The organism is Burkholderia sp. NLJ2, assembly GCF_049487195.1.
Lineage (GTDB): Bacteria > Pseudomonadota > Gammaproteobacteria > Burkholderiales > Burkholderiaceae > Burkholderia > Burkholderia pyrrocinia.
The window spans coordinates 2,454,758-2,472,940 of record NZ_CP137808.1 but is presented as its reverse complement, the minus strand read 5'-3'; the positions used below and the strand labels follow the sequence as shown (position 1 = coordinate 2,472,940).

The window sequence follows — 18,183 nt, the reverse complement described above, 5'->3', positions numbered from 1 at the left end:
TCGTGCGGTTCCGGGCGACGCTGCTCGGCGTTCCCTGTACCGCGCGGCCTTTGAGGCGGGCCCGATCGCCGGAAAGCGAGCGGCGCGTCGCTGGACGTGAAATAACGACGGACCGGGATTACGCGTGCGTGAATCGCTGCCGCTCGAAATCCATGACGAGCGCGACAGAAGAGGCGATATCCATCGTTCCCGTATCAACGATGAGATCGGGAGCGGTTGGTATTTCGTATGGATCCGAGATGCCGGTGAATTGTGTCGTCTGACCGGTGATCGCTTTTGCGTAAAGCTGCTTCGGATCACGTGCGGCACAGGTTGCAATATCGGTTTTCAAGTAGACCTCGACGAACCGGTCCGGACCGATGATTTGTCGTGCCCGTTGTCGGTCGGCCTCATAAGGCGAGATCAGGGCGACGATTACGGTAAAACCTTGGGCATTGAGCAATTTCGCGATTTCAGCGGTGCGACGACAGTTTTCGGTACGATCTTCTCGCGTAAAGCCGAGACCGGTAGAAACGCCCGCCCGCAATTCGTCGCCGTCGAGTATGCATGTCGGAATATTGCGTGCGCGCAACTGCCCGGCAATTTCGCGCGAGAGGGTTGACTTGCCGGCGCCGCTCAGGCCGGTAAGCCACAGGGTGTAATCGTTCTTCTGTGGGGACATGGGGGTGCAATTTCTACCGCCAGCTCACCATCGCAAGTCATGATTCCGTGCCTGAATGCGATGCCGATTCGGATGGCTGTTATATGGCGTAGCGATTCTATGCATCCGGATTTCTACAAATGTTACAGAAAAATTACCAAAAATTACACTGGCAATTTTCTTTCGTTCGTGCTGAAAACCTGGTGATGGTTTGAGTGAAATGTCTGAACTTTGCGTGGATACCTGATTGGTCGATGCCGCCAACCTTACGGTGCTTGTTTGGCGAAGTAATAGGGTGTTTTGCGACCGATAGCCGATTTGTCTGATTTATATCGCCGATACACGCTATTTGTGTTTGGCGAATTGCGCGGTATCAGTGGCCAGGCAACATTTGCGAGAGGTCGTTCCTGAAGAGGATTTCGATTGGCGGTATCTCGCTGTTGTTGGGAAATCGCACAGCTTCAGCGAATTTGCCGGGCCGGCATTGATATCCCGCAGGTCAAATAATGGCGCCAGCAATAGCAGGGAGCCTGCTGTTCGAGTTCGAGGTAGTGGATGCGTGCCGCGGGAGGGGCGATGCCCTTATCGACGCGAGTGGGCAGTGAATGCCGGGCACCAAAACGAAAAGGGCCTGCGTCGTGAGACGCAGGCCCTTGAATTCTTTGGTGGGCGGTACTGGGATCGAACCAGTGACCCCTGCCGTGTGAAGGCAGTGCTCTACCGCTGAGCTAACCGCCCAAAGAAGCTGAAATTATGTCAGAGCTTTTGGGGTTCGTAAAGCCCTTTCTGCAATTTTTTTCCAGACCCGCGCAAGGATCGGTCAGCCGGCCGTCGACGGTTCGACGAGATCGAGGATCGACCCGTCGCGCTTGAGCGTCGCGAGCACGATGCTCGAATTGATCGACATCACGCCCGCGGCGCGGTGCAGCCGGTTGATCACGAAGTCCGAGTAGTGGTCGAGGTCGCGCGCGCGCACCGTCAGCACGTAGTTCGATCCGCCCGTCACGATCTGCGCCGCGATGACTTCCGGCCACTGCTGGATCGCCTCGACGAACCGGTCGTGCCACTCGGGCACGTCCGGCCGCATCGAGACATGCACGAGCGCCTCGAACGCGACGCCGACCTTCTTCGGCTCGATCGTGCAGCGATACCCCGCAATGGCACCGCGTTCCTCGAGCAGTTTCACGCGCCGCAGGCATGCCGACGGCGACAGTGCGACCGCGTTCGCGAGGTCCTGATTGCTGATGCGTCCGTCACGTTCGAGGTGCCGGAGGATCCGCATGTCGGTTCGATCCAGAGTCATTTCGCAGAATCCGGTGAATTGTGAGATAGGAGCCGCAGACTCTACTGCAATCGAGCCGGTTCGTCATCGAAAAGTGAAGCTCATTCTATTTCGTCCTCGATAACATGCGCCCCATGTCTCGACCGCACGGCCTGACGCAACGCGATGCCGCCGGTCCTGCCGCCGCCTTCAACCTTCACTGTCATTCCGCCATGTACGAACACATTCCCGCCTATCCGGGCGATCCGATCCTGTCGCTGTTCCAGGCGTTCCAGCAGGATGCGCATCCGCACAAGGTCAACCTGAGCATCGGCCTCTATTACGACGACGCGGGCCGGATTCCGGTGCTCGACAGCACGCGCGTCGCGGCCGGGCGCTTGCGCGACGCCGGTGCGCCGCATACGTATCTGCCGATGGAAGGGCTCGCCGCGTACCGGCAGGGCGTGCAGCGTCTCGTGTTCGGCGACGATTGCGCGGCGCTCGCGCAAGGGCGCATCGCAACGCTGCAGACGCTCGGCGGATCGGGCGCGATCCGGCTCGGCGCGGAATTCGTGAAGCGCTATTTCCCCGACAGCGCGATCTGGATCAGCGACCCGACGTGGGACAACCACCGCGTGATCTTCTCGGCGGCCGGCCTCGACGTGCATACGTATCCGTACTACGACGAAGCGCGCAACGGCATCCGCGTCGACGCGATGCTCGCGACACTCGGCGCGTTGCCGGCGCGCAGCGTCGTGCTGCTGCAGCCGTGCTGCCACAACCCGACGGGGCTCGACCTCGACCGCGATGCATGGCGCGCGGTGATCGACGTGCTCGCGCGGCGCGGGCTGATTCCGTTCCTCGACATGGCGTACCAGGGTTTCGGCGACGGTCTCGCCGACGACGCATGGGCCGTGCGCGCGATCGTCGATGCGGGGCTGCCCGCGATCGTCGGCAACTCGTTCTCGAAGAACTTCTCGCTGTACGGCGAGCGCGTCGGCGGGTTGTCGATCGTCTGCGCGAACGCAGGCGAGGCCGCGACGGTGCTGAGCCAGTTGCAGGCCGGCGTGCGCCGCACCTATTCGAGCCCGCCGCTGTTCGGTGCGCAGATCGTGTCGACGGTGCTGAACGACGACGCGCTGCGCGCGCGCTGGGAAGACGAAGTCGCGCAGGTGCGCACGCGCATCAAGCGGATGCGCGGCGAACTGAAGGCACGGCTCGATACGCGCCTGCCGGGCCGCGCGTTCGACGCGCTCGTCGCGCAGCGCGGGATGTTCAGCTACACGGGCATCGCCGCGGCCGACGTCGACCGGCTGCGCGCATCGCACGGCGTCTATCTGCTGCGCTCGGGCCGCATGTGCATCGCGGGCCTGAACGATGCGAACGTCGACCATGTCGCGAACGCGATCGCCGACGTGCTCGGCGGTGCGTCGCGCCAGGCCGCCTGAGCTTCCAGATCCCGATCCGAAGGAGGACACGATGGCTGAAACGATCCCGGTCGACTTGCCGCAGCTCGCGCAACCGTTCTCGTGGGCGACCCGCGCGGGCGGACTGATGTTTACCGGTCACGGTCCGGTCGATGCGTCCGGCGCGATCGTCGGCGACACGATGGCCGAGCAGGCGCGCATCACGCTCGCGAATCTCGCGAAGGCCGTCGCGGCGGCCGGTGCGACGATGGACGATGTCGCGCAGGTGCTCGTCTACCTGTCCGACGTGAAGGCGATGCCCGAATTCGACGCCGAATACCGGTGTCACTTCCGCGAACCGTATCCGAACCGGACGTGCGTCGGCGTGCAGGGTTTCGCGCATCCGGCGATGCGCGTCGAACTCGTCGCGTATGTCGCGCTGCCGGCGGCGCGCACCTAGCAGGAACACCGCGTTGTGCGGTGAGTAGTCACCACAATCATCGAGAAACGACAACAGGACTGGAGGAGAATATGAGGAAGTCAAATAGATTCGTACTGCCAATGATGGTGGGTACGCTCGCCGCGAGCGGCGCGATGGCGCAGAGCAGCGTGACGCTGTACGGCATCGTCGACCAGAGCATCCGCTACACGACGCATGCCGACGCGTCGAACGGTGCGAGCGTGCAGATGACCAACGGCGCGATCACGAACAGCCGCTGGGGGCTGAAGGGCAGCGAAGCGCTCGGCGGCGGGCTGAAGGCGATCTTCCGGCTGGAGAGCGGTTTCGAGCCGCAGAACGGGCAGCTCGACGGCGCGCTGTTCGGCCGCTACGCGTATGTCGGCGTCGCGAGCGACTGGGGCACCGTGAAGCTCGGCCGCCAGGCGACCGAGGCGTTCAACCTGTTCGGCGATCTCGATCCGCTGACGGTCGGCAACTACACGGCCAACATGTGGCCGTACTTTCTCACGCAAGGCCGCGCGAGCAACGCCGTCAGCTACGACGGCACGTTCGGCGGGCTGAACGTCGGCGCGAGCTACGGATTCGGCGGCGTCGCGGGCAGTCTTGGCGCGAATGCATACTGGGGCACGCGAGTGTCGTACACGCAGGGCGGGTTGATGGTCGGCGCGATATACCAGCAGGTGCGCGACCTGAACAGCCGCGCGCAGCAGGCCTGGGGCGCGGGCGCAAGCTACGCGTTCGGTGCGGCGACGCTGTACGCGGGTTATCTCGGCGGCATCGACCGCTCGGGCGTGCTCGACCAGGCGCTGCTGAACGCGCCGGGCCGCCAGGTGAGCTACGGTTCGTTCGCGGACAATCCGCGCCGCGACGCGATCTTCTATACGGGTGCGAGCGTCAAGGTCACGCCGGCCGTGTCGGTGACGGGCGTCGCGTATTACGACGACATCCGCAACGTCAACGGCGTCGCCGGCAACGGCGGCAAGCGCTATACGGGCGTGCTCGAGGCCGAGTACGCGCTGTCGAAGGCGACCCAGGTCTACGCGACGGTCGACTACAACCGCGTGACCGGCGGTGCGTTCACCGAAATGCCCGGGCGCGGCAACCAGACGGGCGTCGCGGCCGGCCTGCGCCATCTGTTCTAAACCCGCGGCGCGCGGCGGCCGGCCGGTCCGGCGCCGGCCCGCGCGCCGCCGAAGATTCGACCGGACAATCGCTTTCGAACGAGGTCATTCAATGCAACCTGAAGGGCAATTTCAGCATATCGCGGCACGCGAGCAGGGTCTGCGCCGCACGCTTTCCGCACGGCAGATGGCGATGATCGCGATCGGCGGTGCCATCGGCACCGGTCTTTTTCTCGGCAGCGGCTTCGCGATCGGCTTCGCGGGCCCCAGCGTGCTCGTCAGCTATGCGATCGGCGCATTCATCTCGCTGCTGCTGATGGGCTGTCTCGCCGAGATGACGGTCGCGCACCCGACATCCGGTTCGTTCGGCGCGTACGCCGAACATTACGTGAGCCCGTGGGCCGGGTTCCTCGTGCGCTATGCGTACTGGGCGTGCATCGTGCTCGCGGTCGGCACCGAGGTCACCGCGATTGCGCTGTACATGAAGTACTGGCTCCCCGGCGTGCCCGGCTGGCTGTGGATCGTTGGTTTCTCGGCGCTGCTGGTATTCGTCAACGCGCGCAGCGTCGATGTGTTCGGCGCAGTCGAATACGGCTTCTCGGTCGTGAAGATCGCGGCGATCGTCGGCTTCATCGTGCTCGGCGCGTATGTCGTGTTCGGTAATCCGGGGCTGGTCGGCGACGGCGCGGCACGCGCGGGCTTCCACCATTACACGGATCGCGGCGGCTTCTTTCCGAAGGGCCTGTGGGGGACGTGGGTCGCGGTGATCGTGTCGATCTTCAGCTACCTGAGCATCGAGATGATCGCGGTCGCGGCCGGCGAAGCGGAGGATCCCGAGCATGCGGTCACGCGTGCGTTCCGCTCGACGATCGTGCGGCTCGTGCTGTTCTACCTCGTCACGCTCGCGCTGATGCTCGCGATCGTCCCGTGGACGGCGGCGGGGCGCGACGAAAGCCCGTTCGTGAAGGTGATGGAGGCGATCCACCTGCCGGGCGCGGCCGGGCTGATCAACTTCGTCGTGCTGGTTGCCGCGCTGTCCGCGATGAACAGCCAGCTCTACATCACGACGCGGATGATGTTCAGCCTGTCGCGCGCGGGGCATGCGCCGAAGGCGCTCGGCGAAGTGAACGCGCGCGGCGTGCCGTTCGGCGCGCTGATGCTGTCGACGCTCGGCATCGCGCTCGCGACGGTGCTGAGCGTGCTGTATCCGGACGCGTCGTTCACGATCATGATGGCGGTGTCGATGTTCGGCGCGCTGTTCACGTGGATGATGATCTTCGTCACGCATTACTGTTTCCGGCGGCGCCGCGCGGCGCTCGGCCTGCCGGCGCCGGCGTTCCGGATGCGCGGCTTCCCGCTGCTGACGCTGCTCGGCGCGGGCCTGATGCTCGCGGTGATGGTGACGACCTACTTCACGGCCGAATTCCACATGACGCTGATCTTCGGCATTCCGTTCCTGGTCGCGCTGTCGGTCGTGTACGCGGTGTGGTATCGGCGCGCACGGCCGGTGCTGCAGCCCGAAGCGAAGTAGCGAAGGGCGGCCGCCTGCTCAGCCCGCGAGCGCGGGCAGCGCGTCGATCGACGCGCGCACGTAGTCGGCGAAGCGCAGCGCCACCGGTTCGGCGGTGCCGCTGCGTTTCAGCGCGAGCGTGCGCGATTCGAGCGATGCGTCCTTCAGCGGCCGGAATGCAAGCCGGTCGCTTTTCACCTGCTGCAGCACGCGCGGCACCAGCGCGATGCCCATCCCGAACTCGATCATCGACAGGATCGTCTGCCACAGTCGCGCCTCGTGGCGGATCAACGGGCTGAATCCCGCGTTCACGCACTGCGCGATGATCAGGTCGTGATAGTGCGGCGCCGCTTCGCGCGGAAACAGGATGAACGGTTCCGCCGCGAGCGCGGCGAGCGCGACCTGCCTGCGCCGCGCAAGCGGATGCGCGGCCGGCAGGCAGCACACGAACGGTTCCGCATAGACGGGCACCGATTCGACCTCGGGCGGGAAGTGGCCCCAGTGCGCATAGCCGAGATCGATCTGGCCGCGCTGGATCGCCTGCACCTGCGCCTGTGTGTTCATCTCGCTCAGCACGACCTCGACGCCCGGGTAGTCGGCTTCGAAGCGACGCACCGCATCGGGTAGCCCGCGATACAGCATCGAATGGACGAAGCCGATCCGCAGCCGGCCCGCGAGGCCCGACGCGGAGCGCACCGTCAGGCGCTCGGCCTCGGCCGCCTGCAGCAGCAGCCGGCGCGCTTCGCCGAGCAGCACCTCGCCCGCGTTGGTCAGCGCGACGGTCTTGTTGGTGCGCGACAAAAGCTGCACGCCGAGCGCTTCCTCGAACTTGCGGATGTCGAAACTCAGCGCCGGCTGCGAGATGAACAGGCGTTTTGCCGCGCGCCCGAAATGCAGCTCCTCGGCGACCGCCACGAAGTAGCGCAACTGCCTCAGTTCCATGGTGTCTCCTCCCGGCGTCGGCATCGATAAGCGATATCTATCGTACCGGATAAATCCTGTATTGGACGCTTATCGATCGCGCGCCTACGCTCTGCGGAAGCCTTTGCACACGGCCGGCCGCGCGCCGCGGCGCCAGCGCCGGCCGACGTGCAGGCAACCCAGGAGACGCATGCATGAACGACACCGCCCGCACGCCGGATACCGGCGCATCCAACATCCCCGACAGCCGGGGCATCGATTTCTTCACCGCCGATCCCGATCTCGGTGCGTTGCTGAAGCTGCATCTCGGCGACGCGCTTTATGCCGAACTCGAGCCTCAGCTCCGTGCGCTCGGCGCGCGCGTGTCGGGCGAGCTGGACGAATGGGCGTCGCGCGCGGACAAGCACCCGCCGGTGCTCGAGCACCGCAACCGGCGCGGCGAGGCCGTGCAGCGAATCGACAAGGATCCCGCGTATGTCGCGCTCGAACGCGTCGCGTATTCGGAGCTCGGGCTCGCGTCGCTGAGCCACGGTGCTGAATCCGTGCCGCCGCTCGTCAAGTACGCGCTGACGTTCCTGTTCGTGCAGGCGGAATTCGGGCTGTGCTGCCCGGTCAGCATGACCGATTCGCTGACGCGCACGCTGCGCCGCTTCGGCGATCCGGCGCTCGTCGCGCGCTACCTGCCGATGCTCGCGTCGCGCGACTTCGACACGCTGTACCAGGGCGCGATGTTCATGACCGAGCAGGCGGCCGGCTCCGACGTCGGCCGGATCGCGACGCGCGCGTCGCGCGAGACCGACGCGCACGGCGAGACGGTCTGGCGCCTGACCGGCGACAAGTGGTTCTGCTCGAACGCGGATGCCGATCTCGCGATGGTGCTCGCGCGGCCCGACGGCGCGCCGGACGGCATCAAGGGCCTCGCGCTGTTCCTGCTGCCGAAGACGCTGCCGGACGGCACGCGCAACCGTTACCGGATCGTGCGATTGAAGGACAAGCTCGGCAGCCGTTCGATGGCGAGCGGCGAGATCGCGCTCGAAGGTGCGCAGGCCTACCTGATCGGCGAGATCGGCCGCGGTTTCCACCAGATGGCCGACATGATCAACATGTCGCGGCTGTCGAACGGCGTGCGCGCGGCCGGGCTGATGCGGCGCGCGCTGAACGAGGCGCTGCACGTCGCCGCGCACCGCGAGGCCTTCGGCCGCAAGCTGATCGAGATGCCGCTGATGCAGCGCCAGTTGATGAAGATGCTGCTGCCGGCCGAGGCCGCGCGCGCGATGTTCATGCAGATCGCGCTGCTGCTGCCGCAGGCCGATGCGGGCGACGAGCAGGCCGCGCGCTGCGTGCGGATCCTGACGCCGCTGATCAAGTTCCGCGCGTGCCGCGATGCGCGCCGCGTGACGGGCGACGCGATGGAGGTGCGCGGCGGCACCGGCTACATCGAGGAATGGAGCGACGCGCGGATCGTGCGCGATGCGCATCTCGGTTCGATCTGGGAAGGCACGAGCAACATCGTCGCGCTCGACGTCGCGCGGGCCGCGCAGCGCGAACATGCGCTCGATGCGCTGCGCGTGTTCCTCGGCGACCGGCTCGGCGCGGCGCCGCTGCCCGACGCGAGCCGCGAGGCGCTGCGGCGCGTTCTCGCGCGCGCATGCGACGCGCTCGCACGGGTCGCGACGGAAGGCGACGACGCGCGCGTGCGGCAGGCCGCTTCCGCGTTGTACTACACGAGCGCGGCCGTGCTGATGGCCTGCGAGGGCGTGCGGCTCGCGCCGGATTTCCGGCGCCTCGCGCTCGCGCACCTGGTCGTGCGCCACAAGCTGCTGCCGGTCGATCCGCTCGCGCCGGCCCCGCGCGACGACGAATCGGCCGCATTCGACGCGCTGCTGCGCGGCACGCCGGTGTCGCTCGACACGGCGCTCGACCTGCTGCCGGAGGTCGAACGATGAACGCGACGCGAGGCGCACTGGACGGCCTGAAGGTCGTCGACCTGAGCCGCGTGCTCGGCGGCCCGTACTGCACGCAGGCGCTCGCCGACCACGGCGCGACGGTGGTCAAGATCGAGCCGCCGGCCGGCGACGAAACACGCGGCTGGGGGCCGCCGTTCCTCGGCGATACCGCGTGGTACTTCATGGGCGTCAACCGCAACAAGGAAGGGCTCGCGCTCGACCTGTCGCGCGACGAAGGGCGCGCGATCCTGTGGCGGCTGCTCGAAGAGGCCGACGTGCTCGTCGAAAACTTCAAACCCGGCACGCTCGCGCGCTGGGGGATGGACTATGCGCGCGACCTGCAGCCGCGCTTTCCGCGCCTGATCCACTGCGCGGTGACGGGCTTCGGCGCAGACGGTCCGCTCGGCGGGCTGCCCGGCTACGACGCGGTGATCCAGGCGATGGCCGGGCTGATGAGCGTCAACGGCGAGCGCGACGGCGACGCGACGCGCATCGGCCTGCCGATCGTCGACATGGTGACCGGGCTCAACGCGCTCGCGGGCATCCTGCTGGCGCTTGCGGAGCGCGAGAAGAGCGGGCGCGGGCAGTCGGTTGACATCGCGCTGTACGACTGCGGCGTATCGCTGCTGCATCCGCACCTGCCGAACTTCTTTGGCTCGGGGCGCGTACCGGCGCGCAGCGGCAACGCGCATCCGAACATCGCGCCGTACGACAGCTACCGCACGGCGACCGTGCCGATCTTCGTCGCGGTCGGCAACGACCGGCAGTTCGCGCGGCTCGTCGCGCATCTCGGCGCGCCGGCGCTCGCGGCCGATCCGCGCTTCGTCGACAACCGCAGCCGCTGCGCGCACCGGGCCGAGCTGAAGGCCGAACTGGAAGCGCGGCTCGCCGCGCACGCGTGCGAGCCGCTCGCGCGCGACCTGATGGCGGCCGGCGTGCCGTGCGGGCCGGTGCGAACGGTGGCCGACGTCGCGCACGATCCGCATGCGCTGCACCGGAACCTGTTCGTCGAAATCGGCGCGTATCGCGGCGCCGCGTCGCCGGTGAAGCTGTCGCGCACGCCGGCCACCTACCGAACGCCGCCGCCCGCGCTCGGCCGCGACACGCGCGCGGTGCTCGATCGGCTCGGCGTCGATCGCGCGCTTCAGCAGCAACTGCTCGATGCCGGCGTGCTGAAAACGGTACCCGGCCAGGCGCCCGACTAGGCGCCCCCGACCGGCATAACGCCGCCGGCCGGCGGCGTTATGCCGGCCATCCGGGAAAGGCGCGCGGCAGTCGCGCCCCGGAACACAAACCTGGAGACATCGATGAGCCGTCCGCAATTCCCGCCCGCCGCGCACCCGCGGCCTGGCCGCGCCGCCTTCGCGGCGTTCGTCGGCACCACGATCGAGTGGTACGACTTCTACATCTACGGCACGGCCGCGGCGCTCGTGTTCGGCAAGGTGTTCTTTTCGAGCACGATGGACCCCGGCGTCGCGACGCTGCTCGCGTTCGTCACGTTCTGGGCCGGCTTCGCCGCGCGACCGCTCGGCGGGATCGTGTTCGGGCATCTCGGCGATCGCGTCGGCCGCAAGACCGCGCTCGTGATCACGCTGGTGATGATGGGCCTCGCGACGACCGGCATCGGCCTGCTGCCCGGTTATGCGCAGATCGGCGTATGGGCACCGGCCGGCCTCGTCGTGCTGCGCGTGCTGCAGGGCATCGCGGTCGGCGGCGAGTGGGGCGGCGCGGTGCTGATCGCGAGCGAGAATGCGCCGAAGCACCGCAGCATCCTGTATGCGGCGTTCGCGCAGCAGGGCTCGCCCACCGGCAACCTGCTCGCGACGGCCGCGTTCTTCGCGCTGAGCGCATTGCCGACGCCGTCGTTCCTGATGTGGGGCTGGCGCATTCCGTTCCTGCTGTCGGCCGTGCTCGTGATCATCGGCATGGTGATCCGGCTGAAGCTCGAGGAATCGGTCGACATGCAGCGCGTGCTCGCGCGCAAGCGCACGGTGAAGCTGCCGCTGCGCGACGTCGTGCGCGATCACTGGGTGGTCGTGCTGCTCGCGGCAGGCACGCTGCCGGTGATCAACGTCACCTATTTCCGCAGCACGTTCGCGCTGTCGTGGGCGACGAAGGAGCTCGGCTACGCGCAGGGCACGTTCCTCGGCATCCTGTCGATTTCGCTCGTCGTGCAGTTCCTGATGCAGCCGGTCGGTGCGTGGTTCGTGTCGAAGGTCGACATGCGTCGCGCGATGTGCTGGATCCTGATTCCGGAAATCGTGCTGATGCCCGTGATGTTCCATGCGCTCGCGACGCGTTCGTACTGGGTGGCCGTCGCGGGCATGTGCGTCTCGACGATTCCGTCCGCGATGTTCTACGGCGCGGTCGGCGGCGTGCTCGCACGCGTGTTTCCGGCCAACATCCGCTACACGGGCCTGTCGCTCGCGTATCAACTGAGCGCGCTCGTCGTCGGCGGCGGCACGCCCGTGCTCGCGCAGGCGATCCTCAATTCGACGGGCAGCATCGTCGGTGTCGCGGTCGCATCGGGGCTTTACGCGCTCGTGTCGCTCGTCTGCATGCTGGCGCTGCTGAACCGCACCGGGTATCGCGCGGACGAACTGTCGACCGCCGAGCGCAGCGACGCTGCGGAATGGGGCACCGAAGGCGGTAGCGCCGAAAACGCGGGTCGCGAGGCGGAGCAGCCGGGCGATGGTGGCGCGCTGAAACCGGCGGGTTGAACTGCGCGAGTGCCGCAGCCGGGGAGGCCCGATCGCATCGATTGCACCTCCCCAAAAGGAAAACGGCACCGTGCGATACACGGTGCCGTTTTCTCCGGAGCGCGCGGCAGGCAGGCTGCCGGCCGCGCGCATCACGTCATCAGCCTTCCGTCGGCGGCACGTAGCCGGACGCCTGGTCCGCGCCGTCGCCGAAGAAGTACTTCTCGGTCTGCTTCATCAGGTACTGGCGTGCACGCGGGTCGGCCATGTTCAGGCGGTTTTCGTTGATCAGCATCGTCTGCTGCTTGAGCCAGCCCTGCCATGCTTCCTTCGAGACGCTTTCATAGATGCGCTTGCCGAGTTCGCCCGGCAGCGGCGGGAAATCGAGACCTTCGGCTTCCTTGCCGAGCTTCGCGCATTGAATCATACGGGCCATCGTGTACTTCTCCTGTAATCGGACTGGGGGGAGGGCAGTCGTGCCTGCGCTCAGAGCTGCTTCATCAGCACGAGCGACTTGCGCTGCCAGTTATAGAGTTTGCGGCGGTCTTCCGGCAGGTCGTCGACGCTGACCTTGACGAAGCCGCGCTTGAGGAACCAGTGCTCGGTGCGCGTCGTGAGCACGAAGATGTGCGTGAGGCCGCGCGCGCGGGCGCGCTGCTCGATGCGCTTGAGCAGGCGTTCGCCGTCGCCCGAGCCCTGCGCTTCGGGCGCGACGGTCAGGCACGCCATTTCGCCGATCTTCTCCAGCGGATACGGATAGAGCGCCGCGCAGCCGAACAGCACGCCATCGTGCTCGATCACCGAGAAGTGGTCGATGTCGCGTTCGATCTGGTGGCGGCCGCGCCGCACCAGCGTGCCGTCCGTCTCGAGCGGCTCGATCAGCGACAGGATGCCGCCGACGTCGTCCGGCGTCGCTTCGCGCAGGCTCTCGAGGTTCTCGTACGAGATCATCGTGCCGACGCCGTCGTGCAGGAACAGTTCCAGCAGCATGCTGCCGTCGAGCGATTGCGGAATCAGGTGCGCACGGGTCACGCCGCCACGGCAAGCGCGGATCGCATGCTTCAGGAAGAACGCGTCGTCGCCTTGCAGGTCACCGGAATCGAGCAGGTCCGCAGCCGAATCGAGCGACATTTCGCGGATCAGCTCGCCTTCGTCGTCGACGATGCCGGGGCCGTCGGTCAGGAACACGATCTTGTCGGCGCGCAGCGCGATCGCGGCAGCCGACGCGACGTCTTCCATCGACAGGTTGAACGCTTCGCCGGTCGGCGAGAAACCGAGCGGCGACAGCAGCACGAGCTTGCGGCTCGCGAGCGAATGGCGGATCGATTCGGCGTCGATCTTGCGCACGATGCCCGTATGCGCGAAATCGACCCCGTCGAGAATCCCTACCGGCCGCGCGGTCACGAAGTTACCCGACACGACGCTGATGTGCGCGTGCGCCATCGGCGAGTTCGGCAACCCCTGGCTGATCGCGGCCTCGATGTCGAGACGCACTTCGCCGGCCGCTTCCTTCGCGGATTCGAGCGCGCGCGCATCGGTGATGCGCAGGCCGTGCGAAAACTCGGATTCGACACCATGCAGGCTCAGCTGCTCCTCGACCTGCGGGCGCGAGCCGTGCACGAGCACGATCTGGATGCCCATCGCCTGCAGCAGCGCGATGTCGGACACGAGCGCGTTCAGCAACCCCTGCTGCACCACCTCGCCGCCGAACCCCACGACGAACGTGCTGTTGCGGAACTTGTGGATATAGGGCGCGACGGAGCGCATCCAGTCGACGAACTGCGCGTGGCTGGCGGCCGAATCGTCGGCGGCCGGCGGCGTCGCGGCACCGGTCTGGGCGGGAGGGAGGTCGGTTTGGGAATTCATGGGCGGGATTATAATGCGCCCCCATGTCGAATGTACCTAAAAGTCCCGCGCCGACGCGGGCCAAAGCGCCGTCGGCCCGGCACCCGGATGGTGCGGCCGATGCGCGCGAGCAGCAGGGCCAGCCGCCGCGCCAGCAGCACGAAAAGCAGGCGGGCCAGGCGCCACTCGTGCCGCGCGGGCCGCGCGGCGACGAACGCCGCGGCGATGCGCGCCAGCCGGCCACGACGAATGCGCCCGATGCACGCCCCCCGCGCCGCGAGCGTCCGCCGCGCGCTGCCGTCGCGCCGAATCCCGTTCCGCCGATCACGTACCCCGAAAGCCTGCCGGTGTCGGGCAAGCGCGACGACATCGCGCGCGCGATCGCCGGTCATCAGGTTGTCATCGTCTGCGGCGAAACCGGCTCGGGCAAGACCACCCAGTTGCCGAAGATTTGTCTCGATCTCGGCCGCGGCCTCGGCGCCGGCGGCACGGGCCTGATCGGCCATACGCAGCCGCGCCGGCTGGCCGCGTCGTCGACCGGCCGCCGGATCGCCGAGGAGCTCGGCACGCCGTTCGGCGAGGTGGTCGGCTACAAGGTGCGCTTTACCGACAACCTCGCGCCGGGCGCGTCCGTGAAGCTGATGACGGACGGCATCCTGCTCGCCGAGACGCAGACCGACCCGCTGCTGAAGGCGTATGACACGCTGATCATCGACGAGGCGCACGAGCGCAGCCTGAACATCGACTTCCTGCTCGGCTACCTGAAGGAAATCCTGCCGAGGCGGCCGGACCTGAAGCTGATCGTCACGTCCGCGACGATCGACGCCGACCGTTTCGCGCGCCATTTCGGCACCGACGAGCGCCCGGCGCCCGTGATCGAGGTGAGCGGGCGGCTGTATCCGGTCGAGATGCGCTACCGCCCGGTGGCCGAGGATCGCCCGGCCGTGAAACATGCCGAAGGCACGGCCGGACGCGACCGCGTGAAGACCGCGCGCGAAGCCGAGCGCGACCTGATGGACGCGATCGTCGACGCGGTCGACGAGCTGTGCCGCGAAGGCCCCGGCGACGTGCTGGTGTTCCTGCCCGGCGAGCGCGAGATCCGCGAGGCGGCCGAGGCGCTACGCAAGCATCATCCGCCGCACACCGAGATCCTGCCGCTGTTCGCGCGGCTCTCGGCGGCCGACCAGGACAAGGTGTTCAAGGCGTCGAACGCGCGCCGGATCGTGCTCGCGACCAACGTGGCCGAGACGTCGCTGACGGTGCCGGGCATCCGCTACGTCGTCGACACCGGTCTCGCGCGCGTGAAACGCTATTCGTACCGGAACAAGGTCGAGCAACTGCAGGTCGAGTCGATCTCGCAGGCCGCCGCGAACCAGCGCGCGGGCCGCTGCGGCCGCGTGGCCGACGGCGTCTGCATCCGTTTGTACGAGGAAAGCGACTACCAGGCGCGCGCGCGCTTCACCGATCCGGAAATCCTGCGCTCGTCGCTCGCGTCGGTGATCCTGCGGATGAAGTCGCTGCACCTGACGGCGATCGAATCGTTCCCGTTCCTCGAACCGCCGCCCGGCCGCGCGATCGCGGACGGCTACCAGTTGCTCAACGAACTCGGCGCGGTCGACGACGACAACGCGCTGACGCCGCTCGGCCGCGAACTCGCGCGGCTGCCGCTCGACCCGCGCGTGGGACGGATGATTCTCGCCGCGCGCGACCAGCAGTCGCTGCGCGAGGTGCTGATCATCGCGAGCGCGCTGTCCGTGCAGGACCCGCGCGACCGGCCGATCGAAGCGCAGGAGCAGGCCGACCAGGCGCACCGCCGGTTCGCCGACGAGCGTTCCGAATTCCTGCAGTGGCTGAAGATCTGGGCGTGGTTCGAAGAGGCCGTCGCGCACAAGAAGTCGAATCGCCAGCTCGTCGACGCGTGCCGGCAGAACTTCCTGTCGCACCTGCGGCTGCGCGAGTGGCGCGACGTCCATTCGCAGTTGCTGACCGTCGTGCGCGAGCACGGCTGGCGGCTCAACGAAGTCGAGGCGACTTATGAACAGGTCCATCTGGCCCTGTTGACGGGCCTGCTCGGCAACCTGGGCCTGAAGGCCGACGACGATCCGCACTACCTCGGCGCGCGCGGGATCAAGTTCTACCTGTGGCCGGGCTCCGTGCTCGCGAAGAAGGCCGGCCGCTGGGTGATGGCGGCCGAGCTCGTCGAGACGAGCCGGTTGTACGCGCGCTGCCTCGCGAAAATCGAGCCCGAATGGGTCGAGAAGATCGGCGCGCACCTGCTGAAGAAATCGCTGTCGGAGCCGCACTGGGAAAAGCGCCCGGCGCAGGTCAGCGCGTACGAGCGCGCGACGCTGTACGGGCTGCCGATCTATCACCGCCGGCGCGTCGCATTCGGCAAGCAGGATCCGGCGCGCGCGCGCGAGCTGTTCATCCGCGGCGCGCTGGTCGAAGGCGAGTTCGACACGAGGCTCGCGTTCTTCGCGCACAACCGCAAGCTGCTCGCCGACATCGAGCAGCTCGAGCACAAGTCGCGCCGGCAGGACGTGCTGGTCGACGACGAGCTGATTTACGCGTTCTACGACCAGGCGATTCCGGAAGGGATCCATACGGGCGTCGCGTTCGAGCGCTGGTATCGCGACGCAGTGAAGCAGGGCGGCCAGCCCGAGGACAAGCAGCGGCTGCTGTACCTGTCGCGCGACGACCTGATGCGCCACGAGGCGGCCGGCGTGACGACCGAGCTGTTCCCGAAGCGCGCGACGATGGCCGGCGTCGAGATGGCGCTCACGTACCACTTCGAACCCGGCACGCCGCGCGACGGCGTGACGCTCGCGGTGCCGCTGTACGCGCTGAACCAGGTCGACGCGCGCCGCTGCGAGTGGCTCGTGCCGGGGATGCTGAAGGAAAAGGTGCAGTTGCTGCTGAAGTCGCTGCCGCAGAAGCTGCGCCGGCACTGCGTGCCGTTGCCCGAGTACGCGGCCGGCTTCGTCGAGCGGATGGGCCGCGAGCGCTTCGGCGCGGGCGGGCTCGTCGAGGCGTTGATCGCCGACGTGCGCGGCGAGACGCAGGTCGCGATGAAGACCGCCGACTTCAAGCTCGAGACGCTGCCCGCGCACCTGTTCATGAACTTCAAGGTGATCGACGAGCATGGCCGCCAGCTCGCGATGGGGCGCAATCTCGCGCAGCTTCGCCAGGAGCTCGGCGCGCAGGCGCAGCAGCAGTTCCAGAAGATCGCCGCGGCGTCGACGATCTCGGCCGGCGGCGAGGCCGATGCCGGGCCGGCAGTCGGCACGGCGCCGGCGCCTGTCGCCACGGCTGGTGCCGCCGGGCGCAGCGCGAACGCCGGCAAGGGCGCGGCGCCGCAGACGGCCGCTCCGGCGGAACCCGGCGTGACGGCGCTGTACGAGAACCTGACGACGTGGAATTTCGGCAAGCTTCCCGAGCTGCTGGAGATCCGCCGGCGCGGCCAGACGCTGTACGGCTACCCGGCGCTCGTCGATCGCGGCACGCATTGCGACGTCGAGGTGTTCGATTCGCCGGAGGAGGCCGCGCGCATCCACCGGGCCGGCTTGCGGCGGCTGTTCGCGCTGCAGCTGAAGGAGCCGATCAAGTTCCTCGAAAAGAACCTGCCGGGCCTGCGCGAGATGGCGATGCAGTACATGTCGCTCGGCACGCAGGACGAGTTGCGCGACCAGTTGATCGACACGGCGCTCGACCGCGCGTGCCTGCAGGATCCGCTGCCCGACGACGACGCGAGCTTCCACGCGCGGCGCGACGAGGGTCGCAGCCGTCTGAACCTGCTCGCGCAGGAAATCGCGCGGCTCGTCGGGCAGATCCTCGCCGAATACGCGGGGCTCGTGAAGAAACTCGCGCAGGCCAAGCCGTTTGCGCAGGCGCATGCGGATCTGCAGCAGCAGCTCGCCGCGCTGGTCGGCAAGCGCTTCGTGATCGATACGCCTTACGGTCAGCTTGCGCACTTCCCGCGCTACCTGAAGGGCATCGCGCTGCGGATCGACAAGCTGAAGGCCGATCCGGCGCGCGACGCGAAGCAGTCCGCCGACCTGTTGCCGCTCGCCCAGCAGTACCAGCGCGCGGTGTCGCAGCGCGGCGGCGTCGCCGATCCACGGCTCGCGGAATTCCGCTGGCTGCTCGAGGAACTGCGAATTTCGCTGTTCGCGCAGGAACTGCGCACGCCGATGCCGGTCTCTGTCAAGCGTCTGCACAAGGTCTGGGAGTCGATGCAACGCTAGCGCAACATCGGTTTTCCGGGCCAGCACCGGCGGCCGGCCCCGGCCGGCCGCACGGCGCATGCCGCGCCGGCCTGTCCGGGCGTTGCGGCGTGCGTCGAAGTGGCGCAACGGCGGTTGACGTCAACCGGCG

General features: G+C 67.5%; 13 protein-coding genes and 1 tRNA gene. 8 read left to right on the top strand and 6 right to left on the bottom strand.

The features are described from left to right. Positions 1 to 118: 118 nt before the first annotated feature. From cysC to R9B84_RS11340, 3 genes are all read right to left on the bottom strand, one after another. Positions 119 to 661, bottom strand: a complete 543-nt coding sequence (gene cysC / locus R9B84_RS11350; protein WP_423758027.1) for an adenylyl-sulfate kinase — start codon at positions 659 to 661, stop codon at positions 119 to 121. Between the two features lie 642 nt (positions 662 to 1,303). Beyond that, positions 1,304 to 1,378, bottom strand: a tRNA-Val gene (locus tag R9B84_RS11345). Positions 1,379 to 1,460: 82 nt separating this feature from the next. Continuing rightward, the gene (locus R9B84_RS11340) at positions 1,461 to 1,943 is read right to left on the bottom strand and encodes an Lrp/AsnC family transcriptional regulator (protein WP_043190434.1); all 483 of its coding nucleotides are present in this window, start codon (positions 1,941 to 1,943) and stop codon (positions 1,461 to 1,463) included. 191 nt (positions 1,944 to 2,134) lie between these two features. Here R9B84_RS11340 and R9B84_RS11335 point away from each other — a divergent pair, with 191 nt between their 5' ends. From R9B84_RS11335 to R9B84_RS11320, 4 genes are all read left to right on the top strand, one after another. Further along, positions 2,135 to 3,349 carry an amino acid aminotransferase gene (locus R9B84_RS11335; RefSeq protein WP_423758026.1) on the top strand — a complete coding sequence of 405 codons (1,215 nt, stop codon included), beginning with the start codon at positions 2,135 to 2,137 and terminating at the stop codon, positions 3,347 to 3,349. Between the two features lie 31 nt (positions 3,350 to 3,380). Further along, on the top strand, positions 3,381 to 3,767 hold the full coding sequence (locus R9B84_RS11330) for a RidA family protein (protein WP_423758025.1): 387 nt from the start codon (positions 3,381 to 3,383) through the stop codon (positions 3,765 to 3,767). 71 nt (positions 3,768 to 3,838) lie between these two features. After that, positions 3,839 to 4,909, top strand: coding sequence for a porin (locus tag R9B84_RS11325; RefSeq protein WP_423758024.1), 1,071 nt, complete (start codon positions 3,839 to 3,841; stop codon positions 4,907 to 4,909). Between the two features lie 91 nt (positions 4,910 to 5,000). Beyond that, complete coding sequence (locus R9B84_RS11320) at positions 5,001 to 6,419, top strand: amino acid permease (RefSeq protein WP_423758023.1); 1,419 nt, start codon at positions 5,001 to 5,003, stop codon at positions 6,417 to 6,419. 18 nt (positions 6,420 to 6,437) lie between these two features. Here the strand turns inward: R9B84_RS11320 and R9B84_RS11315 are convergent, their stop codons facing one another. Further along, the gene (locus R9B84_RS11315; RefSeq protein WP_423758022.1) at positions 6,438 to 7,340 is read right to left on the bottom strand and encodes a LysR family transcriptional regulator; all 903 of its coding nucleotides are present in this window, start codon (positions 7,338 to 7,340) and stop codon (positions 6,438 to 6,440) included. 173 nt (positions 7,341 to 7,513) lie between these two features. On the opposite strand from R9B84_RS11315, the gene R9B84_RS11310 reads away from it, so the two are divergent. The 3 genes from R9B84_RS11310 (at position 7,514) to R9B84_RS11300 (ending at position 11,985) form a co-directional block, all read left to right on the top strand. Then, entirely contained in the window at positions 7,514 to 9,265 is a 1,752-nt protein-coding gene (locus tag R9B84_RS11310) for an acyl-CoA dehydrogenase family protein (protein ID WP_423758021.1), read from the top strand. Continuing rightward, positions 9,262 to 10,470: a CaiB/BaiF CoA transferase family protein gene (locus R9B84_RS11305; RefSeq protein WP_423758020.1), complete on the top strand. Its 1,209-nt coding sequence runs from the start codon at positions 9,262 to 9,264 to the stop codon at positions 10,468 to 10,470. The genes R9B84_RS11310 and R9B84_RS11305 overlap by 4 nt, the downstream gene beginning before the upstream one ends. Before the next feature lie 102 nt (positions 10,471 to 10,572). Further along, positions 10,573 to 11,985, top strand: coding sequence for an MFS transporter (locus R9B84_RS11300; protein ID WP_423758019.1), 1,413 nt, complete (start codon positions 10,573 to 10,575; stop codon positions 11,983 to 11,985). 139 nt (positions 11,986 to 12,124) lie between these two features. Here the strand turns inward: R9B84_RS11300 and R9B84_RS11295 are convergent, their stop codons facing one another. Beyond that, complete coding sequence (locus tag R9B84_RS11295) at positions 12,125 to 12,400, bottom strand: oxidative damage protection protein (RefSeq protein WP_006478357.1); 276 nt, start codon at positions 12,398 to 12,400, stop codon at positions 12,125 to 12,127. A 50-nt stretch (positions 12,401 to 12,450) separates the two neighbouring features. Then, a complete protein-coding gene (argA, locus tag R9B84_RS11290) occupies positions 12,451 to 13,830 on the bottom strand; it encodes an amino-acid N-acetyltransferase (protein ID WP_423758018.1) in 1,380 nt (459 codons plus the stop codon). Between the two features lie 23 nt (positions 13,831 to 13,853). On the opposite strand from argA, the gene hrpA reads away from it, so the two are divergent. Continuing rightward, positions 13,854 to 18,053, top strand: coding sequence for an ATP-dependent RNA helicase HrpA (gene hrpA / locus R9B84_RS11285; protein ID WP_423758017.1), 4,200 nt, complete (start codon positions 13,854 to 13,856; stop codon positions 18,051 to 18,053). Positions 18,054 to 18,183 lie beyond the last annotated feature (130 nt).